Raw genomic sequence first — 25,467 nt, forward strand, 5'->3', positions numbered from 1 at the left:
GCTAAACCAAGCACCGCTTGTGTTCGATGTGATATTCAAATTCTGCCCTGAAATTCTTGAGCATACCCTGCACCGGCCAAACTGCGGCTTCACCCAGCGCGCAAATGGTGCGTCCTGCGATGTTTTCGCCGATACTCAGCAGTAAATCCAGATCTTCCGGACGACCTTGACCGTGTTCGATGCGATGTACGATGCGATACAACCAACCCGTGCCTTCACGACAGGGCGTACATTGACCGCACGATTCTTCATGATAGAAATACGACAGACGTTCCAGCGCGCGCACCATACAGACTGTTTCATCCATCACAATCACAGCCCCGCTACCCAGACCTGAACCCGCCTTCTGGATCGAGTCGTAGTCCATGGTCAGATCCATCATCACTTCACCTGTCAAAACCGGCATTGATGAACCGCCTGGAATCACAGCTTTGAGCTTGTGGCCGTTGCGTACGCCACCCGCCATTTCTAGCAATTTGGCAAAAGGCGTGCCCATCGGAACTTCAAAATTGCCCGGATTATTGACATGACCCGATACAGAGAACAATTTTGTTCCGCCGTTGTTGGGTTTGCCGAGTTCCAAAAACGCCTTGCCACCATTATTGATGATGTAAGGGATGCTGGCGAAGGTCTCGGTGTTGTTAATCGTGGTCGGCTTGCCGTAAAGACCGAAGCTCGCAGGGAAAGGCGGTTTGAAACGCGGCTGCCCCTTCTTGCCTTCGATTGATTCGAGCAACGCTGTTTCTTCGCCGCAAATATAAGCGCCGTAGCCCAGATGATTGTGCAGATCAAAGGAGAAACCTAAGCCCATGATGTTGTCGCCAAGAAAACCAGCGGCGCGCGCCAGCTCACACGCTTCTTCCATGCGCTCGTAGGCTTCGAAGATTTCACCGTGAATATAGTTATAGCCGGTCTTCACGTTCATCGTGTACGCCGCAATCGCCATTCCTTCGATCAGCAGATGCGGGTTATACAACATGATGTCCCAGTCTTTGCACGTTCCCGGCTCGCCTTCATCCGAGTTGCAAACGATATATTTATCGCCCGCAAAACTGCGCGGCATGAAGCTCCACTTCAAACCGGTCGGAAAGCCGGCACCACCACGCCCGCGTAATGCGGACAGTTTAACTTCAGCGATGATGGCATCCGGTGAGGTTTGCTCAGTCAGAATCTTGCGCAACGCCTGATAACCGCCGACTTTCAGGTAATTCTCTAATGTCCACGGCTGGTCAAAATCCATCGTGGTTTGAGTAACCGGACCTCTCATGACTTATCCAATTCTGCCAAGATTTGATCAATTTTCGCAGGCGTCAGACGCCCGCAAAGCTTTTTATTGTTGATCGTCATCAGCGGTGCATCCTTGCACGCGCCCATGCACTCACCCTCACGCATCCCGTACTTTCCGTCTGCGGTAACTTCACCAAAACCGATACCCAGCTTTGACGTCAAATACGCGACCGTATCCGCCGAACCACATAAAGTACAGGAAAGATTGGTGCACACCGTCAGGGTAGTTTTCCCCATCGGTTTTAAGTTATACATATGGTAGAAAGTCGCGACCTCATACACCGCCATTTGCGGCATACCGAGGAAGGCGGCAATGTCAGCCATGTCCTCTGTTGCGATCCAACCCTTTTCATCCTGCACGAAACGCAAGGCAGACATCACGGCGGATTGTTTCTGGTCGACCGGATATTTTTTGAGTTCGCGGTTGATTTGCTCTTGTATATTTGCGGATAACATTATCGGTCTATCTCTCCAAAAACAATGTCCTGCGTACCGATGATGGTCACAACGTCAGCGATCATATGCCCGCGTGCCATTTCATCGAGGGCTGCCAGATGAGGGAACCCCGGCGCACGTATCTTTAAACGGTAAGGTTTGTTGGCGCCATCTGACACCAGATAAATACCAAACTCACCCTTAGGATGTTCAACCGCCGCATACGCTTCACCTTCCGGCACGCGCATCCCTTCGGTAAACAGTTTGAAGTGATGGATCAACTCTTCCATGTTCTGCTTCATGGATTCACGTCCCGGCGCGGCATACTTGTGATTGCTGGTCATCACAGGGCCTGGATTCACGCGCAGCCAGTCGATACATTGTTTGATGATGCGATTGGACTGGCGCATTTCTTCAACGCGTACCAGATAGCGGTCGTATGAGTCACCATTCACGCCGACAGGCACATCGAAATCGACCTTGTCGTAAGCTGCATAAGGCTGCTTCTTGCGCAAATCCCACTCAACACCCGAGCCGCGCAACATCGGCCCTGTCATGCCTAAAGCCAGCGCACGCTCCGGCGTCACGATGCCAATACCGACTGTACGCTGTTTCCAGATACGGTTGTCGGTCAGCAGCGTTTCATATTCATCGACATAGGTCGGGAAGCGGCGCGTGAAATCTTCCAGAAAATCGAGCAGGGAGCCCTGACGATTCGCATTCATCTTCTTCACTGCCGCTGCATTGTGTATCTTGGAGGCTTCGTACTGAGGCATGGTATCGGGCAGATCACGATAGACACCACCCGGACGATAGTAGGCCGCATGCATACGCGCGCCGGACACCGCCTCATAGGCATCCATCAAATCCTCGCGTTCCCGGAAGCAATACAAAAAGACCGTCATCGCGCCGATATCCAGACCGTGCGCGCCGAGCCACATCAGATGGTTCAGAATGCGGGTAATTTCATCGAACATCACACGGATGTATTGAGCACGCAAAGGCACGTCGATGCCTGCCAGCTTTTCTATCGCCTGCACATAGGCATGCTCGTTACACAGCATCGACACATAATCGAGTCGATCCATATACGGCACGGATTGCAGGAACGTCTTATGTTCGGCCAGCTTTTCAGTTGCACGGTGCAACAAGCCGATATGCGGGTCGGCACGAACAATCACCTCACCATCGAGCTCCAACACCAGGCGCAATACACCATGCGCGGCAGGATGCTGCGGACCAAAATTCATTGTGTAATTCTTGATTTCAGGCATGGTTACCTCGCACGCAGCGCACAATGAATTTCTGCGCAGGACAACAAAAACAAACCAACGCCCGCAGGGCGGCCGGAGCTAAATGTGTAATTCTTGATTTCAGGCATGAGTGCGTCCTTAATTACAACCGTAGGTTTCTTCGCGGATGATACGCGGCGTCACTTCTCGGGGTTCAACGGTAACTGGCTGATACACCACACGCTGCTGTTCTGCGTCATAGCGCATTTCAACGTGACCCGAGATCGGAAAGTCTTTCCTGAATGGATTTCCGACAAAACCATAGTCGGTCAGGATGCGGCGCAGATCCGGATGTCCGGTAAAAATAATACCAAACAAATCAAACGCTTCGCGCTCAAACCAATTGGCCCCTGCCCAAACGGGCGTAACGGAAGCCAGCACTGGAAAATCGTCTTCTTCGGCAAATATGCGAACGCGCAGGCGACGGTTATGAACGACAGACAGCAACTGATATACAACCGCAAAGCGACGACCTTCCCATGCACCCTCACCGTATTCGGAATAGTCCATCCCGCACAGATCAGTCATCTGCGTAAACTGCAAATTTTCCGCGTCGCGCAACTTGGTCAGCACAGGCAGCATGTCAACCGCGCGGACAACGATGGTGGTCTCTCCCAGTCGTTCCTGTACGCTCAGCAACTGGTCCGACAGTAAGGCTTCCAGCGCTTCACGCAATGATATTTTATCGGTCGTCATCAAGTTCACCCCTGGCGCGCGATGGTGTTAGTGCGCTTAATCTTGTTCTGCAATTGGATCAGCCCGTACAGCAAGGCTTCGGCAGTCGGAGGACAACCCGGCACATAGATATCGACAGGAACGATACGGTCGCATCCGCGCACGACAGAATACGAGTAGTGATAGTAACCGCCGCCGTTTGCACAGGAACCCATCGAGATCACCCAACGCGGCTCTGACATCTGGTCGTAAACTTTACGCAACGCAGGGGCCATTTTATTGCACAGCGTGCCTGCGACGATCATCACGTCGGACTGTCTCGGACTGGGACGGAACACAATACCAAAACGATCCAGATCGTAACGCGATGCACCCGCCTGCATCATTTCAACCGCACAGCAGGCCAGACCGAACGTCATCGGCCACAGAGAACCGGTACGCGTGTAATTGATAATGGTGTCGAGTGTCGTTGTGACGACGCCCTTCTCCAAAATGCCTTCTATTCCCATTCCAAGGCCCCTTTCATCCACTCATAGACAAAACCAACCACGAGGATAGCCAAAAAGATCATCATGGAAACGTAACCGAACATGCCGATTTCCTTGAGCACGATCGCCCAGGGGAAAAGAAATGCAATTTCAAGATCGAACAGAATGAACAGAATGGCGACGAGGTAATAACGCACGTCGAACTTCATACGCGCATCTTCAAAGGCCTCAAAGCCACATTCATAGGGAGATAGTTTTTTCGCATCCGGACGATGCGGAGCAGCCAGCCTGCCCAGAACAATCGGAACTACACCAAAAGCCAACCCGACACAGATGAACAACAGTACCGGAAAATAGTTTTCCAACATTGAGCTTCCCCCCTCAGTACAAGACTCGTGACCAACCCGTAGAGTTGAGTCCGAATCACTTTGTGCGATTTCAGGCTGCCATGACGGCAGATATCAACTTAATTTTTTATTATTATTGCTGCTGCTTGTGAATTTCACAGCTATTTGAAGACTGCGAGCCTTCATTATTTACTGCCTTTGCGATGGATAAACCGCGACATTAATGCAACATACTGTTTTGGTTTATTTATTTTAAATCACAGAATTTTTTTACCGTTTCTGCGACCATCATTTTTTTCCACTGAAATAATTATAGCTTTAAACAGCTCCTAGCCTCAATGGTTGTTTTGAGTTTTGGTGACACTCTTTAGGTAACAGCCTGATTTCATCAGCAATTAATTTACATTCCAGTGAAATATTTTTCCGTTGATAACACACGCAAAACAGCGACTGACAGCGACAGCCCGCACTCAATCATGCGCACTACCGCCCTACACCACATAACAGACCACAGCGCCAGCTCTGATAAGGTAGTCATAACGAATCTATTAACCCCATATCGTTTGTTCGCCATAGACAGTAGAACTTGCGAGCGTTATCGAATTCTCATCCAGCAAAGGGAATGATTGCATCTTCATCGACATTATTGAGTCGTAAAAAAGCCCCATATTACAGGGGCTTAATTAACTACATTGGTGCGATGGGGAAACCAGACATTCATTGTAACGACTTGATGTGTAAGTATTAATTTTTGGTCACAAGTGATTTTGTGACCTAATTTGTGACTTATGAATTTTTTACTGCCAAATGGTCACCTATATATAAGGTATAAAACTGGCTATTCACTCACCGGCCGCACACCTGTTGCAATGGCGTTTGCGCGCCCAATCAGATCTATGCGAACCGCGACCGTATTGTCAGAAGCGAATGCCTGACTGAACAGAAAACTGTATTGATCTTGCTTGGTGGATAGCTCTTTCAGCTTAGCCAGCAGCATTTCATTCGTTACGGTGGCGGTCGGTTTGGGTGCTGGCTGACCCGACAGGCTCAACAGCAAGTCCTCCAAGACTTGATTCAAGTTAGCCGCATTCGTGTCGATCTTGCGTTTTTTTAACGCCTCGACGGCTTCATCGGACAGAAAAAATGTCCTCTGGCGCTTCCCCGACGACTTCATCTGGTCACGGAATTTCTTCTGACGAAGCTCTGCTGAGTTCTGCTCATTCATTCACTTTCCCCTTATTTGTTAGTTAATTTTTGAATCTCGACCATCAGAGAATTTCCGACAATCTTCAAATTATTTTTGTTCGACTCGCGTGATTCCTCGATAGCTTTAATAAGTTGATCCTCTGTCTCCGATAAATTGACAACAGATTCTTGCCTGAGCGTTTCGATCTCGATCTTCATTGACTCAACTTCTGTTTCGAATTCAACAGCCAATTTTGCGAAGAGCATATCGAATTCTTTCTGAACCGCCGCCTTCGTTTCGTCTCGAATTTCTGCGACAGCGGCATCCCGCCATATTGATTGACGGATGATTTCTGCCTGAGATACACCAAGTCGAATTGCTTGTTCGCGAACATGAGCTAGTTCGGCCGGTTGTAATCTTATACTCGTGTGCTTACTCATGTTTAGCTCCATATTATAAAATAATGTTACATGGTAATGTTATTTTATATGCAGTCAAGCGTTATTTTACAGTTACACCGTAACAGAATGTTTTTTCAAATGCTCGCTCTGGGCTTTGGGTCAAAAAATTAATTATTGAATTTTCCTTGGGTCGTGATTTGCCGTGCATTTGATAAATTGATAGTTCAATTCACAACAGTCATTAAAATATAATTTTTTTCGATTGCTGAACATTTTTTGCTAAATTTTTCGGGGCACACCGGAAGCCTTATAGAATATGGCGATTTGGGTCTTTTTGGAATCAAGATGGGGCACAAAAATCAGTAAGGTGGGGCACACCGGAAGCCATATAGAATATGGCGGGTATGGGGTTTTAGTGTGCCACGTAGTGGTGCGTGATGTGTGCCGTTTTTTCTATGAGTATTTTTATTAAGAAATGAGACCGAAGGGCGAAATTTTTTAATAAAAAAGTTAATGTAGATTTGAAAGTTTAAGACCGAAGGGCGAAAAACTTTTAAGTCGACATTAACGGTAAGAGATAGAAAAGACGATGAGGAGAGTAACGACGAATGAAATAAGTTTTTTAAATTCTTTGGTTGAGGGTTCAAATCTGGTTTGAGAATGTCGGCGCGGCTAATCAAAAAAAATGCAGTGGCTTTTTTTTGAAAACGATCTGGGCTGGTTGCCTCATTTTTGTCTAAACGAAAAAATTGCAGTGGCATTTTTTCTTCAACATAGGGGCGTTTTTCCCGTTCACAGTCAAAAACACAAACTATAAGACTAGACCGCCTCCGGCAGGGCAGGGAATGATTCCCTGCACCCCGTCGAGTGGGAGGGGATGCCTCATTCGCGGCTTCCCCTGCCCCTCAACACTCCCCACCCTATCCCCTGTAGGCTGGTCGAAATGCGCGGCAATACTTTGGGCAATTCTTCGGGCAGCTAAAATCAATTCTAAGGCAGGTGTTTGGGCAAACGAACTTACCCTAAGGTTTGCGCAAACTGTTGCGCCAAGGCCTTCGAGCGAAAATCCGCTCTACGCGTTTTAAAAAATACCCCCTTTGCTGACTGCGTCAGTCGAGCGAAGCTCGATAAACAAAGGGTTTTGCCTGTCGGCAAATATTTGTTAAAACTTGCCTTCGCGTGTGATAAATCACACTCCAGCGCTACGCTTGGGGGTCGCCGTGAAAATCCCACGGCCAATACGGAATACCGAACTCCTCGTGTACCACTCCGAATTCCATCCGTCTTGGCCGTGGCATAAAACGCCACTATGGCGACTGGGCTAGACGCCCCCCGTGCAAAATAAGCATCGGCGCGCTTTGCTTGCTCAGCGTTATTTTTTCGGCTCCCCCCGAGGCAATCGCGCTGGACGCACTCACTTAATCGCCACGCTTCGCTCTTGTGGCTCACTTAATCGCGCTCGTCGCGCTCACTCCAGCATTCGCTTTCAGCTCATCATGCTTGGGTTTTCATGCATAGCCTAGGATGGGGGGTATGGGGGCGTGGCAATGAACGCACCCATTAGGTATGGGCTTAGCCCATCCCAAGCCATCAGGGCGCGGGAGTGGTGGTCTTAGGACAAGGCGCGAGCTACGCTCGGGTCCTTGGCCGTATGCCTTTTAGTGTCGGGCGGAATGCTTCGCGAACTCGACCCTCTGGAGCTGCTCGGCGGCATTCATCAATTCGGCTATTTCTTCCTTGGTAAATGTTACCGTAGGGAAAATATAGGCTTCATCGTCGATTTGATTGGGTATTTTTGATTTTGAGTCGCTAGCCCCTGTAGGTTTATTTCGCCAACCACGTTCCACTTCTTCGTTGAAAAAATATGGTTTATCATCCGGCGTTGCCGATTTGTATGTTTTTACAGGGTGATCGTCTGGCTTCTCTGGCGAGATATAGCCAATATCCGACCAGTGGGGTGATATTTCCTTCTTCATCGTGCATACCTCCGGTTTTGAATTGGCTTTTCTTGGATAATTAGGAATAACTGCACCTCCAGTAGAATCAGTGTTTTTCAGTACAGGTGTTAGTTTCCATTTCTCCGACTTAATGCGGATTGACTCGCCTGTGTCGGTTAGGTTGAACACGATCGTTTTGCTGTTATCGGTTGTTTCTATCTTTGTGTGAACTGGTCTTTGACGTCTCTTTATATTGAGGCCGCCATTCAATCCAATAAATGCGCAAGCGTCCCCACGATTGGCAGCGCGCCACATGTCTGCAACCAGTGGCTCGGTCGGACATTCCTTTGTTGCTCTCAGATTTCGCCACATCCCTTGGGCTGGCATGCCGATAAACTCGAATGCGCGAATGCCCCACGTACTTCGCCAAGAATCGACTGTAGCTAATTCGCCTTCGAGCTTTTCAACTGAGTTGATTGTCTTTAGTACATATTTGAATAAGTATGTGCTGGCTGTCGCGCGCCCATTATCAAGAACAAATTTCATTCCTTGCTCTGACTTCCATTCTGGTTGGTAACGGAAGGAAGCTTCGATTGCTTGCATTTCTGTAGGATGCGCGAAAACTAGCAGGTGCCAGTGAGGGCAGCCGTCCTGATGTGGCTCAACCACTCGCACTCCAGATAGAACAATTTCTTTCTTTCTTAATCTCTCTTTTGCGTTTTTATATGCTTGTGATATCCATGCGTGCGCTTGGTCAGGGGTAGTTCCATTCCAGGTGTTTTTCCCTGCGGTTGGGTTTGGGTGCATTTGAGGCGGAGCTGTTAGCGTCAGAAAAGCCCAGCTAAGTCCTTCGGCTTTTGCATAGTTCTCCAATCCTTTACTCAAGGTCACTACTGTCCGGTTAAAAATCGAATAGATTCAATTGTTTACTGATGTCCGGTTCGTCAAGATTCTGTATCGCATTTGCAACCATTTGATTTATTGGGGTTTTATCGAACATATTGACCTCAAAAAGATTCAGTAAAATCTGCTGGGAGGCAGGAAGATTGAGCTGTTTTTTGGCAATGCTGACCAGCAGGTAAACGCATATTGCGATCCAGATTTGGGATTTGACGGCATTGAGGGAATTGCCATAGAAATGTTTGATGGCAAGGTTTTGCTTGAGCCACTTGAAGAACAGTTCGATTTGCCAGCGATTTTTGTAGATATTGGCGATGGTCAGCGCGGGCAAATCGAAGCGATTGGTCAGGAACACCAAATGCTTGCCGGTTTCCGGGTCGCGGAAAGAAACCCGGCGCAGGCGTTCCGGGTAAGCGGTTTTTGATTTGGGTGTCGCCAGCAGTATGGTTTGATCGCAGCGTAATCCAGTGGCTTTGTCCACTTCGCGCGACGCAATCCAGGTAAAGCGGAGATTGTTCTTTGCGCGGATGACAAAGGTAACTTGGCGCTGGTGTAGCGCATACAATCTGGCGAAGTGCAGGTAGCCCCGATCAATGACGACGATGGTGCCAGCGGGGAATGGGATCACGTCGAGCAGATTGACATCGTGAACCTTGCCGGTGGTAATGGACAGAAACACAGGGATTGAACCGCGCAGATCAATGATGGTGTGCGCTTTGACGGCGGCCTTGGTTGAACGAAATTCCGCCCAGGGGAACAGCGTCAGGCACAGATCGATGGTGGTCGAGTCCATGGCGTAGAGCGGTTCTTTGAGTCCCAGGCCGATGTCCTCGTCCCGGTACAGTTCGAGCGCTATGGAGATCAAACGATGGCCGAGTGCCTCGAACAGCCGCCAGTCGCGCCGTTCGTTGGCATCGGCCAGTGTGGAACGGGATACTTTGCTGCGGATACCGATATGGTAAAGCTTGCTCTTCTGAGAATTGAGACAGGCAACCAAATCACGCAAGCCATCGCGCCGGGTCAGTTGTGCATAGGCCATGCAGATGAATTGGCTCCATGCGGAGAAATGCTTGATCCCGTGGTTGGCGGCAAAGCGCTCGGTCAGATATTCGAAATGATTGAACGGCACGAAGTCCAGCAATTGTGCGAAAACTGTTTTGCCCCGATTCATGCTGCCGCTCCGTCTGCCGATTAAAGGGCAAACGATACGGTTTTTTAACCAAAGGCGATTCCAGATAGTATTTGAAATCGTCGGAATGCAAAAACGTGCTGAAAGCCACGTCAATAAAGGGCTACAGCGAAATGAACTTAAAATCTACCGGACAGTAGTGACTCAAGGTGTAAACTTCAGCAAATTTTTTGTGGCCTGCTGCTTTCATTATGCTTGCCATTGAAAGCGATTCGTCACCGCGTTGGATTTGTGTTTTGTTGCCAAATTCAACCCACCGTTGTTTTTGCTGATTGCGCAAATCGACTTCGTACGGCGATGCGTGCTTGTGTCCGTTGCTTCCTATTAAGCCCAGCGTCATGTTTAAAAATGCAGTCGCCTGTTTGGCCTGTGAGCGCAAGTCACGGCGAATTCTTTTTTCATGGTTGTAATCGTCGGCGTTACTTCTGGCAAGTCTTCGAATTGATTCTTCGTTCACGCCTTGTGCGCGCAGGGCATCTTTCAACTTCTGGTCTGACAATTTTTCAAGAATGAGAGACATTTCAGTCTCGTCGCCATTCTGTATGATTTGAATGATCTTGTTTTTGGCTGTGGTGTCTTTGAGCTGAGCAGAGATTTCGCAAAGTCGGTAGATTTTCTCGATGCAGTCTGCACCGGCATATCCGGCTTCGGCGCGGTTTGACCAGACGTTTTTCGCCCATGCGCATGCTGCGGCTTCGCGCGCGACTGTGCCGCCCAATGCTTCGATAGCATTAAGTTTTTTCTCGAACCAAACGCGAGATCCGCGCTTCGCTTCGAACGATTTTTGAACGCCAGACACGGCGACTTATTCCTGAATGGAATAAGAGCTTGCACTTTCCAGCTACTTGCTTAATAATGCGCTTGTCGTTTGGTCGCGGCGCATTGGGCTTGTTACTTGGAAAAGTGCAAGCCCTTTGTTATGCAAGGTGCTGTAAGGATGCGACAAAGCTATCAATATCAGCTTTTAGCCAGCCTACGCGCTTGTAGGAGATGCGGACGGGCTGCGGAAATTTCCCGTCTTTTATTAACCGGTACACGGTTGATTTGCTTAAGGTAACTGCGGCAACTACTTGATGAATATTCCAAAGCATGGGGTAGCCCTCTAAAAAGAGTTGCTACCCCAAAATCGTCATCGCAACAAGGACGATTCAACTATCTTACCTCGGGTGTATTCGGCGAAACCTTCTCGGATTCGGGCGGATTCTTACCGCTCATTTGCTACTGTTTTTTTAAATTACAGAATAAAAAAATGTGTGTCAAGCTTATTTAATAAAATTATTTTGCGCTTTCTGAGAGGTGGTTAGACCACTCCTGCATCATCCCTCGTCTTTCATCGAGATACAACATGTGCGGTTCTGTCTGATAGGCGGCGGCGATTTGGTTTGATTCGCAATGGCTTAACTGTGTTTCAACGAGGTGCGGAAGGTACTTATTATTGCGCATCCACGTTCCGGCCAGTGTGCGGCAACCGTGCGGCACTATCTTTAAATCAGCGGCTCTAAATGCCTTTGAAAGAGCATCGCGGCCTATATGCTCAACTGATTTGCTGGATGGAAATAAGAATGCGCTGTCGCCGGTTGCGCTCTTAAGCTTGGTCAGTAGCTCGATGGTCTGGCTAGTTAGCGGCACGATATGAGTGCGCTTCATCTTCATACGGTCGGCAGGAACTACCCACTGCTTTTTTTCAAAGTCGATCTCTTCCCACCTGCCGCCCATGATCTCGCTGCCGCGCAGAAAAACATGAAACTGAATAGTGATCGCGCATCGCATTATAAAGGTCGGGTATTGATCTATTTTATCAAAAGTATCTTTTAGACTCGACGGCATGATTTTAGGTTTTACGGGCTTTTCCTTAATCAATCCGCTTAGGTTCAGTTGGGTATAGGAATCCCGATAGCCTCGCTGAATTGCAAACATGACGACCATGTTTAGCATTTCGATATTTTTGATAGCCAAAGAATTCGAGCGCGCATTGATTTTTTCAATGACGGCCACGGATTCTTTGGTGTGGATTTCCTTGATGCTGGTATTGGCAAAGGCTGGCAGTAAATCGTTATCTAAGCATTCTTGATATTTTCTGATCGTACCTTCGGCGCGGCCGAATTCGTCGCGCTTCCATGCCACAAACTCTTTGGACACCTCTGCAAATGTTTTGAACTCCGGCACGATCTGGACGGTAGGGTCGATGCCGTTCTGAATTTGCACATTAAGGTCAAAAGCCCTTTGTCTGGCTTGCTCTAGTGTCATGTGCTTGAAGTCGCCAAGCTTAATGATCTTAGCCTTCCCATCTAATTTAGTTTTGAACCTGAATGTCTTTGTGCCGACAACGGAGATATGAACATGCAGCCCTCTCTCCTTGCTGTCATATATCAGATAGGGCTTTTCTTCCGGCTTAGCGTTCTTGATTGCTACTGTAGTTAGGATTGCCATTTTATAATTTAGTCACAAATTTGTTTTGGTTGTAGGTAAAAAAGGTAATTTCTTAATTTTGTGACCCAGATTGTGACCAGCTTAGTATGGGCTGTCAAGATACTAGCTGACACCCTATGACACCATATGACACGCATAACATATTGATTAAAAAGGCTTTTTTGTTGCTACGGACGAAAAAAAGCCCTTGGATCAAGGGCTTAATTTCACTCATTGGTGCGGATGGGGAGACTCGAACTCCCACGCCCTTACGGGCACAAGCACCTCAAGCTTGCGTGTCTACCAATTCCACCACAACCGCATATTCCTAACAACTCGGAATTAGTTTACTTCGGAATTTCTTTGGACTTCGAATTATCCACGGGCGCCGTTACAGCCGGCTTCACGACATCAACCCTGTCCATCACACCCGTTTGCTGCGTAGGATGTGAGTACAGATAGGTCAAAGTTAAGCTGGTCACAAAAAAGATTGCAGCGGCAATGGCCGTGCTGCGACTCAGAAAATTCGCAGAGCCTCCGGAACCAAACAAGCTCCCCGCTGAACCTGTGCCAAATGCAGCACCCATATCGGCGCCCTTACCATGTTGCACCAGCACCAGACCGCACAAAGCGATGGCTGTCACCAGATGAAAAACCCAAACTATTGTTTCCACACACTACTCCAGACTAAATTATTGCGCTGCGCGACATATCGCCACAAAATCATCAGCAACCAGCGAAGCGCCACCAATCAGACCGCCATCGATGTCCGGCATACCGAACAATTCGACCGCATTGGATGCCTTCACACTGCCGCCGTAAAGAATACATAAACCTTGCGCAACCGCTGCATCATGCGCCGCTACACGTTGACGAATGAACGCGTGCACTGCCTGCGCCTGATCTGGACTTGCCGTCTTGCCGGTACCGATTGCCCACACAGGTTCGTATGCAATCACCGCATTGGACAGTGCCTTCGCGCCAAAACGCACCAGCACGGCATCCAGTTGCGTTGCAACGACTTGTTCTGTAATTCCGGACTCACGTTCAGCTAGCGTTTCGCCCACACAGAAGATCGGCTTCATACCGGCCTTTTGAGCTGCCTCAAACTTCGCAGCAGCGATTTCATTGCTTTCATGGAACAGACCGCGACGTTCGGAGTGACCGATAATCACATAACTGCAACCAAAATCAACCAGCATGCCGGGCGCTACCGCACCCGTGAACGCGCCTTCTTCCTGTGGACTCAAATTCTGCGCCCCCCAAGCCACATTACTACCTGCCAACATCGTTGCCGCCTGAGACAGATAGGGATACGGAACACATACCGCATAGTCTGCAGCGCGCAATTCACGAACGCCGTCCAGAACCCCTTGCAGCAATGCTTGATTACGCGCCAAGCGGCCGTACATTTTCCAGTTTCCAACGACTAGTTTGCGACGCATCGTAATCAATCCAGTTAGCTTTTAAAGTTTTGCAATGCTACCTGCGAAAGGCCTTTTGGTCAATGTAACATTCCAAAAAAATGATCAAATTCTTAAATTATGCCAGCTGCACAGGTATTTCACCGCGCTTTGCCACCATGCGATTTTGCTCATCCACATAGACTAACGCCGGATGAAAGGCGGCCAATTCCGTATCGTGATACAGCGCATAACTCGCTATGATCAGGATGTCGCCCGGATTGGCTTTATGGGCTGCCGCGCCATTCACGGAAATAATCCCCGAACCGCGCTGAGCGCGTATCGCATAGGTTGTGAATCGCTCGCCATTGCTGACATTGTAAATATCGATCTGTTGATACTCCCGAATATCAGCCGCCTCAAGCAAATTATCGTCGATCGCGCACGAGCCTTCATAGTGCAACTCGGAATGCGTCACGTGCACCCGGTGCAGCTTGGCTTTGAGCATGGTTCTTTGCATAAACTACCTTTCAAATGGGGCGCGGATTATATCTGACTTAAGGGTGAAGGTTCACCTCGATATTGTCGAGCAAGCGGGTTTTCCCAAGCCTGGCGGCAGCCAAAACAACCAACTCTCCTGCACCCGCCGTCTTTAAATCGGACTGATTGCGTATCGCAACATAATCGACCGACCAGCCCCGCGCCGTAAGCGCACGAACAGCCGCCGCCTCCAGCATCCCGAAATCACGCGCGCCCGACAACAGTTGCTCGCGCATCGAGCGCAGCGTCTGATTTAAAAATACGGCCTCAGCTCGTTCGGCTTCATTCAAGTACTGATTGCGGGAACTTAGCGCCAGCCCGTCTGAGGCTCTCACCGTCTCACCGCCAATGACCTCCACCGGCATATTCAGCTGCGCGACCAGCTGGCGGATGATATGCAATTGCTGATAGTCTTTTTTGCCGAACAGCGCTGCCTGCGGCTGAACGATATTGAGCAATTTGCAAACCACCGTCGCCATCCCCTGAAAATGACCGGGACGCGCGGCACCGCACAACTCATCGGCAATCGGCGGCGGCACGACAAATACCGTTTGGGACGCCGGATACATCTCGTTCACGCCAGGCGCAAACACCACATCGACCAATCCTTGCAACTTCTCACAGTCGTCATCGAGCGTACGCGGATACTGGTCAAAATCCTCGTTCGGGCCAAACTGCAAGGGATTAACGAAAATACTCGCCACCACACAGCGCCCGTGCAGCCGTGCCTGACGCATCAAATCGAGATGACCTTGATGCAGATTCCCCATGGTCGGCACGAAAGCGACAGACGCCTCGGCGCTCAGACGCGCACGCAACTGCGCAATAGTCGAAATGAGCTGCATTAAAACCCGTGCTCCGATGCAGGAAAGCGACCATCCTTGACCTCAGCCACATAGCGCGCGACGGCATCGCTGATGGACGCGGCGCCCGACATATAGTTTTTAACAAAGCGCGCTTTCTTACCCGGAAAAACATCCAGAATATCGTACAGCACCAGCACCTGCCCCGAGCAGGCCGCACCCGCACCAATGCCGATCGTCGGAATGGACAGTTGCGCGGTGATTTCAGCAGCGAGCAGTGCGGGCACAGCTTCGAGCACCACCATCCCCGCCCCCGCCTGCTCGAGCGCAACCGCGTCCTCGATCAACTGCAATGCTGCGTCCTTTTCCCGCCCCTGCACCCGATATCCGCCCAACTGGTGCACCGATTGCGGCGTCAGACCGATATGCGCGCAAACCGGAATGCCGCGCGCGGTCAAAAAACGCACTGTTTCGAGCATCACGGCACCGCCTTCGAGCTTCACCATCTGCGCACCGGCCGCCATTAACTGAACGGCGTGCTCCAGAGTTTTTTCGGGCGTAACCTGAGAGGTACCGAACGGCATATCGGCGACGATGAACGCCTGTTCAGCGCCGCGCGCAACGCACGTCGTGTGATACACCATGTCAGCCAGCGTCACGGGCAACGTGGTCTCCCGACCTTGTATCACCATACCGAGCGAGTCGCCCACCAGCAGCACATCCAGACCTGCAGCATCGAGCAAGGATGCAAAACTCGCGTCATAACAAGTCAGCACAGCGATTTTTTCGCTGCGGCTTTTCATGGCTTTGAGAGTCGTTAATGTCGTACGCATGGGAAAATAATTAATAATTGATAGTTGATCACTGAAAACAACAAACCGTTAGTTTTCCAACTTTTCCAGCACCTGATCCAGACAATTCCGCATGGCGTATTCAGCCTGTCCGATTGCAGGGATCAGGCAGCCAGGCTCGATCTCCAGCAGCGGCTGCAGCACGAAAGCGCGCAGGTGCATTTGCGGATGCGGGATCGTCAAACCGGACTCCTGAATTTTCAACTCGCCGTACAGCAGCACATCAAGGTCGAGCGTGCGCGGTGCATTTTGAAATACCCGCTCGCGGCCGTAGCGCTGTTCGATATGCAGCAAGGCATCAAGCAGGGCGTGAGGCGCGAGACGCGTCGTAATTTTTGCCACCGCATTGAGGAAATCCGGCTGATCCAGAAATCCTACCGGCGCACTGCGATAAAACGAAGAGCAGACCATGACGCGCGTATCCGGTAGTGCATCGATGTCAGCCAGCGCGCATCTTAACTGCTCGCGCGACTCACCCAGATTACTCCCCAAACCGATAAAGCAGACCTGTCGCGTCACTCGGCATCCTGCCCGCTTGCTGCCAGTGCCGGCTCACCGGCCGGTTTTTTGCGCGGTTTACGGCGACGTTTCTTAGCAACACCCGCGCCTTCAGGCTGCAGCATTTCCTGACGACGCGCTTCACTTGCATCCTGAAACTCGTCCCACCAGAGTCCGAGATCGTTATCGACTTCGTTGCTGGCGCAGCGCAGCAGCAAAAAATCGAAACCAGCACGAAAACGCGGTTGCTCCAGCAAACGGTACGGCCGCTGACCTGCGCGCTGATCGAAGCGCTGCTGCATCAACCAGATTTCTTTCATGACGGCATCATGCCGATGCGGGATCGCCAGCTTCTTCTTCTGGCGCGCCAGCACTTCATCCATCGCGATATGCATCGCGCCTAGCGGGCGTTCGCCTTTTGCAACCAGCCCGTTCCAGACTGACAGCACCTCATGCCAGAGCAGGCAGGCAAACAAAAATGCCGGCGACACCGATTTTTCCTGACTCAAACGCTCATCGGTATTTTTCAACGCCAGCATGATGAACTTCTCGCCCATCGGCTGCTCCATGATCACATCGAGCAGCGGCAGTAAACCGTGATGCAACTCCATTTTGCGCAACTGCTGTATGCACTCAACCGAACGGCCGGACAACAGCATCTTCAGCACTTCGTCGAGCATACGCGCTTCAGGCACGTTGTCGAGCAAGGATTTCAGCTGGGCAATCGGCGCTGCGGTCACAGGATCGAGCGCAATGCCGAGCTTAGCCGACAGGCGCACCGCGCGCAGCATCCGCACCGGATCTTCGCGATAGCGCACCAGCGGATCGCCGATAATGCGCAGCACACCGTTGCGGGTATCCTGATAACCTTGATGGTAATCGTAAATTTCCTGAGTCGTCGGATCGTAGAACAGTGCGTTGGCGGTAAAATCGCGCCGTGCGGCATCCTGCTCCTGATCGCCAAATTCGTTATCGCGCAGCAAGCGACCATGCGCATCGGTCTGCGCATCTTCCGTGTCTATCATGCAACGGAAAGTTGCAACTTCGACCAGTTCTTCGCCGAACATCACATGTACCAAACGGAAACGCCGGCCGATGATGCGCGAGCGGCGGAACACGCGCTTGACTTCCTCAGGGGTGGCATCCGTCGCCACATCGAAATCTTTAGGAATTTTGTCGAGCAGCAAATCGCGCACCGCACCGCCCACCACGAAAGCCTTGAAACCGGCCGCCTGCAAGCCATCGGTCACGCGCTTTGCGCCGTAGCTTATCTGTTCGCGCGGCACGCCGTGCAAGGCGAATGGAATCACCTGCGCATTGCCTAGCGTTTTAACTTTAGCCGAACGGCGAAAGACGCGTTTGAGGAATTTTTTGATCATCGATTATTTATTAAGCCTATTTCAAATCCAGCACGTCCTGCATGTCATACATTCCGGCCGGATTAACTTTCAGGAAACGCGCCGCGCGCAGCGCACCCAGCGCAAACGTTGCCCGACTGCTCGCCTTATGCGTAATTTCAATACGCTCGCCGATCCCCGCATACAGCACGGTGTGATCGCCGACAATATCACCACCCCGGACGGTTGCAAATCCGATGGTAGACGGATCGCGCTCGCCGGTCACGCCTTCGCGTCCATACACTGCGCACTCACTTAAATCACGCCCCAGCGTGCGCGCAACCACCTCGCCCAACCCCAGCGCCGTACCGGAGGGCGCATCCACCTTATGGCGATGATGCGCCTCGATGATCTCGATATCGTAGCCTTCAGATAACACGCGCGTAGCGGTCTCCAGCAACTTGAATACCAGATTCACGCCGACGCTCATGTTGGGCGCAAACACGATGCCGACATCCTGAGCGCCCGCGCCCAGTTGCGCCTTTTGCTGCGCGTTAAAGCCTGTGGTGCCGATCACCATATTCACGCCGAGTCTGCGGCAGATGGCCAGGTGATCCAGCGTGCCTTCAGGACGGGTAAAGTCGATCAGCACATCAGCGCCTGCGAGAGCCGCTTCGACATCGGCACTGATTTTCACTCCGCAAGGTGCACCGGACAATTCGCCCGCATCGCGTCCCAGCAGCGTGCTGCCCGCGTGTTCCAAGGCTGCGTGCAACACCAGATCATCGGCGGCGGCCACACAGTCGAGCAACACACGCCCCATCCGACCGCTGCTGCCGGCAATCGCTATCTTGATTTTATTCATCTGCATTATTCCTCTGCTGCTTATTCGGCTGATTTCACATCAGGCGTGACGGACTTTACCGTCAGCGCGCTATCATCGATGCGTACCAGATGCTCGCCGTCGAAATACAACGTCAAACGCTGCTGATCGACCAGTTCGCGCTTTTGCTCCAGGCGATACACATAATCCCAGCGATTGCCGTGAAACACATCGCTGATCATCGGCGTTCCCAATGCATAGCGCACTTGTGCCCGCGACATCCCGACCTTAATTTTGTCGCGCATTTCCACCGTCACGAAATTGCCCTGACGAATATCCATTTTATAGGGCGACAGCGTAGGCGTATCAATACTGCCGCAAGAAGCTAACAACAGGGACAACAGAACAATTTTAATGCGCATGGTTTAAAGTCTCGTAATTTCTAAAATCTGCCACATCATACCTCAACCTGCCACGCCCAGCATCTCCGCCGCATGGCGACGCGTAGTATCGGTAATCGTCACCCCTCCCAGCATACGGGCAATTTCCTCGATACGCTGCGATTCACCCAGCACTTCGATACGACTTAAGGTCACCCCGGCTTCCACCGCCTTGCTGACCTGCCACTGACTATCCGCCATTGCGGCCACTTGCGGCAAATGGGTCACGCATAACACCTGATACTGGCGTCCGAGCTGCTTGAGCAACAGACCGACAATTTCCGCGACACGTCCGCCTATCCCGCTGTCCACCTCATCGAAAATCAGGGTAGGCACGGAAGCCACCTGACTGGTCGCCACCTGCATCGCAAGACTGATGCGGGAAAGCTCGCCGCCGGAGGCAACTTTCGCCAGACTGCGCGTCGGCACACCGGGGTTAGCCGCGACCTGAAATTCAACCGCCTCCAGCCCGTGCACATTGCCCTCAGTCAGCGGCAGCAACGCCACCGCGAAACTCCCGCCCTGCATCGCCAGCGTCTGCATGGCGGCGGTAATTTGCTGCGATAATTTATCGGCGGCCAGACGTCTTGCACGACTCAATGCGCGCGCCGCTTCCAGATAGCGACTATGCGCATCCCTCTCTAGCTGCTGCAATGCTTCCAGATCTGCGTCAGCGCCCAACTCTGCAAGACGCCGCGCGACCTGCTGCAGCACCTCGCCTAGTCTCTCAGGCGCCACACGGTACTTGCGCGCCAAATCCATGACATACTGAATCCGCGCTTCCTTCTGCGCCATTTGCTGCGGATCGGCATCTAGACGCTGCTGATAATGGCGCAGACTGTACACGACTTCCTGCAATTCAGCCTGCGCCGATTCGAGCATACGCAACGGCTCGGCGAGCGTCGCATCATGCAGCGTGCCATCGCGCAAGCGCGTCATCAGCGCGTTCAGTTGCGACAGGCATGCCGTCTCAGCTTCACTCAGCGTGTCGATACCAAATGCTGCGGTTTCGAGCAAACTGGCGGCATGCGCCATCCGCGCATAGTCGGCCTGCAAAACTTCCCAATCGGCGACATTAAAGGCCAGCGCTTCGAGTTCGGTGTGCTGAAAAGTCAGTAACTCGCGCTCGGCCGCGACCGCTTGTGAATTCTCACTCAGCGCAATACGGCGGCGCATCAGCGCCTGCCAGTCGCGGAAATCTGTCGCCACCCCGGCGACACTGGACTGCAATCCGGCATACTCATCGAGTAAGACCCGTTGTGCATCCGCTTGCAACAAGGACTGATGCGCGTGCTGACCGTGAATATTGAGCAGATGCTCGCCCGCTTCACGCATCTGTTGCAGTGTCGCACTACGCCCGTTGATAAAACCGCGCGAACGGCCTCCGGCATCGAGCAGCCGACGCATCAGACACACGCCGTCATCGCCTTCGAGTTCCTGCGCCTTAAGCCATGCCAGCAGTCCGGGCTGTGCGCTCACATCGAATTCGGCGGTAATTTCCGCACGCTCGCAGCCGTTACGCACCATGGTCGCATCGCCGCGTTCGCCCAGCGCCAGCAACAAAGCATCGATCAAAATCGATTTACCAGCCCCCGTCTCGCCGGTCAGCGCGGTAAAGCCCGCGCAAAACGCAAGCTCAAGCTGAGATACGATGACAAAGTCACGAATGCTTAAAAATTTCAGCATATTAGCTCAGAAAATTAAAGGGATTGATTCCACTGCAATTTTTCGCGCAGGGTATGGTAGTAACTGTGCCCCACCGGATGCAGCAGGTGGGCGTGACCGGAATAACGCGTGACGATAATTTTATCGTGCACCTGCATATCAAAACTCGTGTGACTGTCCAGCCGCACGCGCGTATCGCTGCAGCGATGCATCAGAATTTCCAGCACGGATGAGCCGTTCACCACGATAGGCCGGTTGCTCAAGGTATGCGGACAAATCGGCACCAGTTCAAGCACATCGAGCGCCGGATGCAGAATCGGACCACCCGCTGACATCGCGTAGGCCGTCGAACCGGTCGGTGTCGAGACGATCAAGCCGTCCGCACGCTGGTTATACAAATACTCACCGTCGATGCGCACCTCGAATTCGACCATGCTGCTGATCTGACTGCGATGCGCGACCACTTCGTTGAACGCCAGACCGCTGAATACTTCCTGCCCCTCGCGCATCACGCGGGCAGACAACAACAAGCGACGCTCGGTCACATACTGCCCCTCCAGCATCGCGCCGATGCTCTCCAGCATATTTTCCAGCGTCAAATCCGTCAAAAACCCCAGCCGCCCCTGATTCACGCCGATCAGCGGCACATGGCAGGGCGAAAAAGTGCGCGCAATATTCAGGAGGGTGCCGTCGCCGCCGATCACAATCGCAAGATCTGTGACCTTGGCCATTTCCTCCAGCGACATCGAAGGATACGGGCAGTCGGCCAACTGTTCGGCCGTCAGACTATCCACAATCACGCCGAGACCGCGGGCAGACAGGAACGCCGCCAGACTCAGCAGCGGCACGGCCACATCGAGCGATTTGTGCTTACCGATCAGCGCGACGTTTTTAAAGGGTAATTTCATGGGCGTGATTAGACCACATCAAACAGACAATGACAAAGCGGCCTTTATTCCTCCAGCGCCATTTCGAGTTCCAGCCAGCTCTCTTCGAGTGCATCGACCTTCGCCTGCACGAGTTCGCGCCTTGCGTTAAGTTTGGCCAGAAAATCGCTGCTGCAATCGCTATAGGTTGCCGGATCGCCCAGTTTCGCATTGATCTCGGTCAGTTCCGCCTGCACCCTGTTCAACTCGACTTCGAGCTTGCCGCGCTTCGATTGCAACGCTTTTTTATTCACCTTTGGGGCTGCGGCTTGCGCAATTTTTTCAGGTTTGGCTTGCACGGTTACACTTGGGCGGCGTGACTCAATCCAGCTCTTGTAGTCTTCCAGATCGCCGTCAAACAGTTTCGCCTCCCCATCGGCGACCAGCCACAGTTCATCCGCCACGGCGCGTATCAGGCTGCGATCATGAGAGACGATCACCACAGCACCCGTGTATTCTTCGAGCGCGATCGTCAGCGCATCGCGCATATCCAGATCCAGATGGTTAGTCGGCTCATCGAGCAGCAGCAGATGCGGCTTTTGCCAGGCCAGCAAGGCTAACGCCAGGCGGCTTTTTTCGCCGCCTGAAAAACTCGCGACCGGCCTATCCTCGCTGTTTCCCGCCAGACCGAAGCGCCCCAGAAAGGTACGCAACGCCAGCGTGGTTTCCTTGGGCGCAACCCGCTCCATATGTTGCAAGGGCGTCGCATTGCTGTCGAGATTTTCCAGCTGATGCTGGGCGAAATAACCGATACGGATATCCGGCGTAATATCTAACCGGCCTGAGGTAGGGGTCAACTCGCCGACCAGCAGTTTGATCAGCGTCGATTTACCCGCGCCGTTAGGCCCCAGCAGCGCGATGCGCGCACCGGCTCTGAGCACCATGTTCATGTTTTTAAACAGCGACTTATCGCCGTAGGAAAACCCCATGTTATCCAGCCGCATCAGCAAATCCGGACTGCGTTCCGGTGCCTCGATCTCCAGCTCGAAGTGTCCGTCGGTGACATGTACAGCGGCGATGCGGGTGAGCCTATCGAGTGCCTTGATGCGGCTTTGCGCCTGTTTGGCCTTAGTGGCTTGGGCGCGAAAACGCCGCACAAAATCTTCCAGATGGGCGATTTTCAACTGTTGCGTCTCGTAAGCCTGATTTTGCTGGGCAATTTTTTCGGCACGCGCGCGTTCGAAATCGTCGTAATCCCCGGCATAACTGTCGATCACGCAGTCGTGGACATGGGCGATACGATTAACCGTCGCATTGAGAAATTCCCGATCGTGCGACACCAGCAGGATACTGCCCGGATAGCGCGCCAGATATTGTTCCAGCCAGAGGATCGCTTCCAGATCCAGATGGTTGGTCGGCTCATCGAGCAATAAAAGATCGGCACGGTGCATCAGTGCACGCGCGAGATTTAATCTCATGCGCCAGCCGCCGGAAAAACTGTCAACCGTGCGCTCCAGACTGTCAGTGTCAAAACCCAGTCCGCTCAACAATTGGGCGGCACGAGCCGGCGCGCCATAGCCGTCGATGGCTTCGAATTGCTGCTGCGCTTCGAACCAGGCCGTATCGTGCTGCTCTTTAATCAGGATTTTTTCCAGGCTACGCAATTGAACATCGCCATCGAGCACAAACTCTATCGCGCTTTGATCGGAATTGGCGATTTCCTGTTCAACGTAAGCGAGGGTTTTTCCGCTTTGCAGCGAGACCTCACCGCTTTCGGGCTGAAGTTCGCCTCGAATTAAACGAAATAGAGTGGATTTACCGCAACCGTTTTTTCCGACCAGCCCGATGCGCTGATTGGCAAACGCCTGCAAATTTGCCCCGCTGAGCAGCGGTTCGCCGCCCTGCAGGTAAGTCATGTTGAGTATATTAAGCATGGCAATATGATAACAGAGCGCTAATCAGCCCTCCGCTGTAATTACGCGTCACTTAGCCATTCAGACTTTAAGTCGCATGATGATCGGCGGAAAATGCAGCGGATGAAAAAAGTGAGAACATTGCGACGGCCAGCACAGATTTGAATGACCATTCCTTATTTTTCGACGTAATCGGGAATTGCATCGGACGGGCGTGAGCAAAGCCAAGAAAGGCGCGCGAACACGATTGCTGAAAAACGGGAGGGCGCCTGCACCCCCACAATGCTAAGGAAGCACTGGTTTATCCGGTTTTGTGGTTCACGCCCCCGACCACCTTATTCGAGGGCAGGCTGCTGCGGAAACCCAGTCACATAAGGCGCTGAATCTCCGCTTTCGGGGGGATGACGAATAAATCAACATCTCGCTAGACATACTGGCCTAGACGATTGAATTTAAATATTTTATTTTCCTAAAGCGCCCTTGACACACCAGTCGCGCCGCACGGAGGCCTCATAAAAAGTCCACGCGACAAAGCGGCTCTTCTTCTGTCCCTGCGCCATCTCTATCGTCCTGACCTCCTGCACGCCCGCATTGTTAAGCGCGCGGTAGACGCCCGGCAAGCTGGATGATTTGGAGATCAGCGAGCTATGCCACAGGCAGTTAACCTGCGCACTCTCGGCGATCATGCGGCAGACAAACGCCTCCTCACCGCCCCGACACCAAAGTTCCGCACCCTGCCCGCCGAAATTGAGCGCACGCGAAGCGCCTTTGCCCAGGTTCTTCCATTTGCGCCCGGTGCCCAGATTGGCCTCTGCCAGCGAAGCATGAAACGGCGGATTGCACAGGGTCAGATCGAAAATCTCCCCGGGCTTCACCACCCCGTTGAAAATCGACTGCGGTGACCTCTGCAAACGCAGTTCGATCGCGCCGCTCAAATCGGGATTGGCATCCAGTATGCGTTGCGCGTTTGCAAGCGCTGCCGGCTCGATGTCGCTGCCGACAAATTGCCAGCCAAACGTGCGCTGGCCGACCAAAGGATAAATGCAGTTCGCCCCCGTGCCGATATCGAGCACCCGCACACCGCTCGGCACAACACCGCCTTCGGCCAGCAGATCGGCTAGATAATGCAGATAATCCGCGCGTCCGGGAATCGGCGGACACAGGTAGTGCGCCGGAATATCCCATCCTTGAATATCGTAATACTGAATCAGCAGTGCGCGATTGAGCGCTCTGACCGCGGCAGGATCCGCAAAATCGATCGATTCATCGCCATAGGGATTGATCGAGACGAACACCGCCAGCTCAGGACTCGCGGCTATCAATTGCCTGAAATCATAGCGACCGCGATGCGGGTTTCGCGGATGCAGTTTTTCGGCGGAAACGGGGCGCACTTTCGCACTATCGGGGGATTTATTTTTCATACGGCATTATCCCATTATCGCCCGTTCATATTTGGCATAAATCCGTCAGGATGCGAGAATGCACGCTATGACTATATCTGCTTGCGACACTCGAGAGCGCGCCACCTGCGCTACCTGCAAAGCGTGCTGCTGCCGCCTTGAGGTAATGCTGATGGGAGACGATGACATCCCGCCCGAATTGACCGAACAGGACCGCTGGGGCGGCTGGATCATGGCACGACGGGAAGACGGCTGGTGCGCCGCATTAGATCGAAAAACCATGCTGTGCACCATCTACGCCCAACGCCCGATGATCTGCGGTGAATATCAGGCAGGCGACGATGACTGTCTTGACCAGCGACGCCTGCATCACATCGACTAA

27 protein-coding genes and 1 tRNA gene are annotated in these 25,467 nt (G+C 52.2%); 1 reads left to right on the forward strand and 27 read right to left on the reverse strand.

All coding sequences use genetic code 11. The annotated features are described in order from the left end of the window. Position 1 precedes the first annotated feature (1 nt). From nuoF to rlmF, 27 genes are all read right to left on the reverse strand, one after another. On the reverse strand, positions 2-1,267 hold the full coding sequence (gene nuoF, locus GALF_RS10630; protein ID WP_013294068.1) for an NADH-quinone oxidoreductase subunit NuoF: 1,266 nt from the start codon (positions 1,265-1,267) through the stop codon (positions 2-4). Beyond that, positions 1,264-1,743: an NADH-quinone oxidoreductase subunit NuoE gene (nuoE, locus tag GALF_RS10635; RefSeq protein ID WP_013294069.1), complete on the reverse strand. Its 480-nt coding sequence runs from the start codon at positions 1,741-1,743 to the stop codon at positions 1,264-1,266. The genes nuoF and nuoE overlap by 4 nt, the downstream gene beginning before the upstream one ends. Continuing rightward, entirely contained in the window at positions 1,743-2,996 is a 1,254-nt protein-coding gene (locus GALF_RS10640) for an NADH-quinone oxidoreductase subunit D (protein ID WP_013294070.1), read from the reverse strand. Before GALF_RS10640 ends, nuoE begins: the two co-directional genes overlap by 1 nt. 117 nt (positions 2,997-3,113) lie before the next feature. Continuing rightward, positions 3,114-3,710: an NADH-quinone oxidoreductase subunit C gene (locus GALF_RS10645; protein WP_013294072.1), complete on the reverse strand. Its 597-nt coding sequence runs from the start codon at positions 3,708-3,710 to the stop codon at positions 3,114-3,116. Positions 3,711-3,715: 5 nt separating this feature from the next. Continuing rightward, complete coding sequence (locus GALF_RS10650; RefSeq protein WP_013294073.1) at positions 3,716-4,198, reverse strand: NuoB/complex I 20 kDa subunit family protein; 483 nt, start codon at positions 4,196-4,198, stop codon at positions 3,716-3,718. Continuing rightward, the gene (locus GALF_RS10655; protein ID WP_013294074.1) at positions 4,189-4,545 is read right to left on the reverse strand and encodes an NADH-quinone oxidoreductase subunit A; all 357 of its coding nucleotides are present in this window, start codon (positions 4,543-4,545) and stop codon (positions 4,189-4,191) included. Before GALF_RS10655 ends, GALF_RS10650 begins: the two co-directional genes overlap by 10 nt. 817 nt (positions 4,546-5,362) lie before the next feature. Beyond that, entirely contained in the window at positions 5,363-5,749 is a 387-nt protein-coding gene (locus GALF_RS10660) for a hypothetical protein (RefSeq protein ID WP_013294075.1), read from the reverse strand. Positions 5,750-5,760: 11 nt separating this feature from the next. Continuing rightward, positions 5,761-6,150, reverse strand: coding sequence for a ribbon-helix-helix protein, CopG family (locus GALF_RS10665; RefSeq protein WP_013294076.1), 390 nt, complete (start codon positions 6,148-6,150; stop codon positions 5,761-5,763). 1,619 nt (positions 6,151-7,769) lie between these two features. Beyond that, the gene (locus GALF_RS10670; RefSeq protein ID WP_190274074.1) at positions 7,770-8,933 is read right to left on the reverse strand and encodes a replication endonuclease; all 1,164 of its coding nucleotides are present in this window, start codon (positions 8,931-8,933) and stop codon (positions 7,770-7,772) included. Between the two features lie 16 nt (positions 8,934-8,949). Then, the gene (locus GALF_RS10675; RefSeq protein ID WP_013292311.1) at positions 8,950-10,119 is read right to left on the reverse strand and encodes an IS4 family transposase; all 1,170 of its coding nucleotides are present in this window, start codon (positions 10,117-10,119) and stop codon (positions 8,950-8,952) included. A 121-nt stretch (positions 10,120-10,240) separates the two neighbouring features. After that, a complete protein-coding gene (locus GALF_RS10680) occupies positions 10,241-10,936 on the reverse strand; it encodes a hypothetical protein (RefSeq protein ID WP_013294078.1) in 696 nt (231 codons plus the stop codon). Between the two features lie 118 nt (positions 10,937-11,054). Continuing rightward, positions 11,055-11,228 (reverse strand): helix-turn-helix transcriptional regulator, encoded by a 174-nt coding sequence (locus GALF_RS16170; RefSeq protein ID WP_013294079.1) that lies wholly within the window; start codon positions 11,226-11,228, stop codon positions 11,055-11,057. A 184-nt stretch (positions 11,229-11,412) separates the two neighbouring features. Next, positions 11,413-12,567: a tyrosine-type recombinase/integrase gene (locus GALF_RS10685; protein WP_013294080.1), complete on the reverse strand. Its 1,155-nt coding sequence runs from the start codon at positions 12,565-12,567 to the stop codon at positions 11,413-11,415. Positions 12,568-12,781: 214 nt separating this feature from the next. Continuing rightward, a tRNA-Leu gene (locus GALF_RS10690) sits at positions 12,782-12,868 on the reverse strand. 25 nt (positions 12,869-12,893) lie between these two features. Next, positions 12,894-13,220 carry a preprotein translocase subunit SecG gene (secG, locus tag GALF_RS10695; protein ID WP_013294081.1) on the reverse strand — a complete coding sequence of 109 codons (327 nt, stop codon included), beginning with the start codon at positions 13,218-13,220 and terminating at the stop codon, positions 12,894-12,896. An 18-nt stretch (positions 13,221-13,238) separates the two neighbouring features. Further along, positions 13,239-13,991, reverse strand: coding sequence for a triose-phosphate isomerase (tpiA, locus tag GALF_RS10700; protein ID WP_013294082.1), 753 nt, complete (start codon positions 13,989-13,991; stop codon positions 13,239-13,241). A gap of 97 nt (positions 13,992-14,088) precedes the next feature. After that, entirely contained in the window at positions 14,089-14,469 is a 381-nt protein-coding gene (panD, locus tag GALF_RS10705) for an aspartate 1-decarboxylase (RefSeq protein ID WP_013294083.1), read from the reverse strand. Positions 14,470-14,506: 37 nt separating this feature from the next. After that, positions 14,507-15,334, reverse strand: coding sequence for a pantoate--beta-alanine ligase (gene panC, locus GALF_RS10710; protein WP_013294084.1), 828 nt, complete (start codon positions 15,332-15,334; stop codon positions 14,507-14,509). Beyond that, positions 15,334-16,125: a 3-methyl-2-oxobutanoate hydroxymethyltransferase gene (gene panB / locus GALF_RS10715; protein WP_013294085.1), complete on the reverse strand. Its 792-nt coding sequence runs from the start codon at positions 16,123-16,125 to the stop codon at positions 15,334-15,336. The genes panC and panB overlap by 1 nt, the downstream gene beginning before the upstream one ends. A gap of 48 nt (positions 16,126-16,173) precedes the next feature. Then, positions 16,174-16,662, reverse strand: coding sequence for a 2-amino-4-hydroxy-6-hydroxymethyldihydropteridine diphosphokinase (folK, locus tag GALF_RS10720; RefSeq protein WP_013294086.1), 489 nt, complete (start codon positions 16,660-16,662; stop codon positions 16,174-16,176). Further along, entirely contained in the window at positions 16,659-18,020 is a 1,362-nt protein-coding gene (pcnB, locus tag GALF_RS10725) for a polynucleotide adenylyltransferase PcnB (protein ID WP_013294087.1), read from the reverse strand. Before pcnB ends, folK begins: the two co-directional genes overlap by 4 nt. 16 nt (positions 18,021-18,036) lie before the next feature. Further along, entirely contained in the window at positions 18,037-18,843 is an 807-nt protein-coding gene (gene dapB / locus GALF_RS10730) for a 4-hydroxy-tetrahydrodipicolinate reductase (RefSeq protein WP_013294088.1), read from the reverse strand. A 20-nt stretch (positions 18,844-18,863) separates the two neighbouring features. Beyond that, on the reverse strand, positions 18,864-19,223 hold the full coding sequence (locus GALF_RS10735) for an outer membrane protein assembly factor BamE (RefSeq protein ID WP_013294089.1): 360 nt from the start codon (positions 19,221-19,223) through the stop codon (positions 18,864-18,866). A 42-nt stretch (positions 19,224-19,265) separates the two neighbouring features. Beyond that, positions 19,266-20,927 (reverse strand): DNA repair protein RecN, encoded by a 1,662-nt coding sequence (gene recN, locus GALF_RS10740; RefSeq protein WP_013294090.1) that lies wholly within the window; start codon positions 20,925-20,927, stop codon positions 19,266-19,268. A 14-nt stretch (positions 20,928-20,941) separates the two neighbouring features. After that, positions 20,942-21,814 (reverse strand): NAD kinase, encoded by an 873-nt coding sequence (locus GALF_RS10745; RefSeq protein ID WP_013294091.1) that lies wholly within the window; start codon positions 21,812-21,814, stop codon positions 20,942-20,944. A 44-nt stretch (positions 21,815-21,858) separates the two neighbouring features. Next, on the reverse strand, positions 21,859-23,706 hold the full coding sequence (locus tag GALF_RS10750) for an ABC-F family ATP-binding cassette domain-containing protein (protein ID WP_013294092.1): 1,848 nt from the start codon (positions 23,704-23,706) through the stop codon (positions 21,859-21,861). Positions 23,707-24,146: 440 nt separating this feature from the next. Next, positions 24,147-25,106, reverse strand: a complete 960-nt coding sequence (gene rlmF, locus GALF_RS10755; RefSeq protein ID WP_013294093.1) for a 23S rRNA (adenine(1618)-N(6))-methyltransferase RlmF — start codon at positions 25,104-25,106, stop codon at positions 24,147-24,149. Positions 25,107-25,173: 67 nt separating this feature from the next. On the opposite strand from rlmF, the gene GALF_RS10760 reads away from it, so the two are divergent. Next, entirely contained in the window at positions 25,174-25,467 is a 294-nt protein-coding gene (locus GALF_RS10760; protein WP_050752524.1) for a YkgJ family cysteine cluster protein, read from the forward strand.

Origin of the sequence: Gallionella capsiferriformans ES-2, from assembly GCF_000145255.1 — a bacterium.
In the GTDB taxonomy this organism is placed as follows: domain Bacteria; phylum Pseudomonadota; class Gammaproteobacteria; order Burkholderiales; family Gallionellaceae; genus Gallionella; species Gallionella capsiferriformans.

Bases quoted from the DNA above. Each gene is read 5' to 3' on its own strand.
- nuoF (WP_013294068.1), bottom strand. From the start codon at position 1,267: ATGAGAGGTCCGGTTACTCAAACCACGATGGATTTTGACCAGCCGTGG.
- nuoE (WP_013294069.1), bottom strand. From the start codon at position 1,743: ATGTTATCCGCAAATATACAAGAGCAAATCAACCGCGAACTCAAAAAA.
- GALF_RS10640 (WP_013294070.1), bottom strand. From the start codon at position 2,996: ATGCCTGAAATCAAGAATTACACAATGAATTTTGGTCCGCAGCATCCT.
- GALF_RS10645 (WP_013294072.1), bottom strand. From the start codon at position 3,710: ATGACGACCGATAAAATATCATTGCGTGAAGCGCTGGAAGCCTTACTG.
- GALF_RS10650 (WP_013294073.1), bottom strand. From the start codon at position 4,198: ATGGGAATAGAAGGCATTTTGGAGAAGGGCGTCGTCACAACGACACTC.
- GALF_RS10655 (WP_013294074.1), bottom strand. From the start codon at position 4,545: ATGTTGGAAAACTATTTTCCGGTACTGTTGTTCATCTGTGTCGGGTTG.
- GALF_RS10660 (WP_013294075.1), bottom strand. From the start codon at position 5,749: ATGAATGAGCAGAACTCAGCAGAGCTTCGTCAGAAGAAATTCCGTGAC.
- GALF_RS10665 (WP_013294076.1), bottom strand. From the start codon at position 6,150: ATGAGTAAGCACACGAGTATAAGATTACAACCGGCCGAACTAGCTCAT.
- GALF_RS10675 (WP_013292311.1), bottom strand. From the start codon at position 10,119: ATGAATCGGGGCAAAACAGTTTTCGCACAATTGCTGGACTTCGTGCCG.
- GALF_RS16170 (WP_013294079.1), bottom strand. From the start codon at position 11,228: ATGCTTTGGAATATTCATCAAGTAGTTGCCGCAGTTACCTTAAGCAAA.
- GALF_RS10685 (WP_013294080.1), bottom strand. From the start codon at position 12,567: ATGGCAATCCTAACTACAGTAGCAATCAAGAACGCTAAGCCGGAAGAA.
- tpiA (WP_013294082.1), bottom strand. From the start codon at position 13,991: ATGCGTCGCAAACTAGTCGTTGGAAACTGGAAAATGTACGGCCGCTTG.
- panD (WP_013294083.1), bottom strand. From the start codon at position 14,469: ATGCAAAGAACCATGCTCAAAGCCAAGCTGCACCGGGTGCACGTGACG.
- panC (WP_013294084.1), bottom strand. From the start codon at position 15,334: ATGCAGCTCATTTCGACTATTGCGCAGTTGCGTGCGCGTCTGAGCGCC.
- panB (WP_013294085.1), bottom strand. From the start codon at position 16,125: ATGCGTACGACATTAACGACTCTCAAAGCCATGAAAAGCCGCAGCGAA.
- pcnB (WP_013294087.1), bottom strand. From the start codon at position 18,020: ATGATCAAAAAATTCCTCAAACGCGTCTTTCGCCGTTCGGCTAAAGTT.
- dapB (WP_013294088.1), bottom strand. From the start codon at position 18,843: ATGAATAAAATCAAGATAGCGATTGCCGGCAGCAGCGGTCGGATGGGG.
- GALF_RS10735 (WP_013294089.1), bottom strand. From the start codon at position 19,223: ATGCGCATTAAAATTGTTCTGTTGTCCCTGTTGTTAGCTTCTTGCGGC.
- recN (WP_013294090.1), bottom strand. From the start codon at position 20,927: ATGCTGAAATTTTTAAGCATTCGTGACTTTGTCATCGTATCTCAGCTT.
- GALF_RS10745 (WP_013294091.1), bottom strand. From the start codon at position 21,814: ATGAAATTACCCTTTAAAAACGTCGCGCTGATCGGTAAGCACAAATCG.
- GALF_RS10750 (WP_013294092.1), bottom strand. From the start codon at position 23,706: ATGCTTAATATACTCAACATGACTTACCTGCAGGGCGGCGAACCGCTG.
- rlmF (WP_013294093.1), bottom strand. From the start codon at position 25,106: ATGAAAAATAAATCCCCCGATAGTGCGAAAGTGCGCCCCGTTTCCGCC.
- GALF_RS10760 (WP_050752524.1), top strand. From the start codon at position 25,174: ATGACTATATCTGCTTGCGACACTCGAGAGCGCGCCACCTGCGCTACC.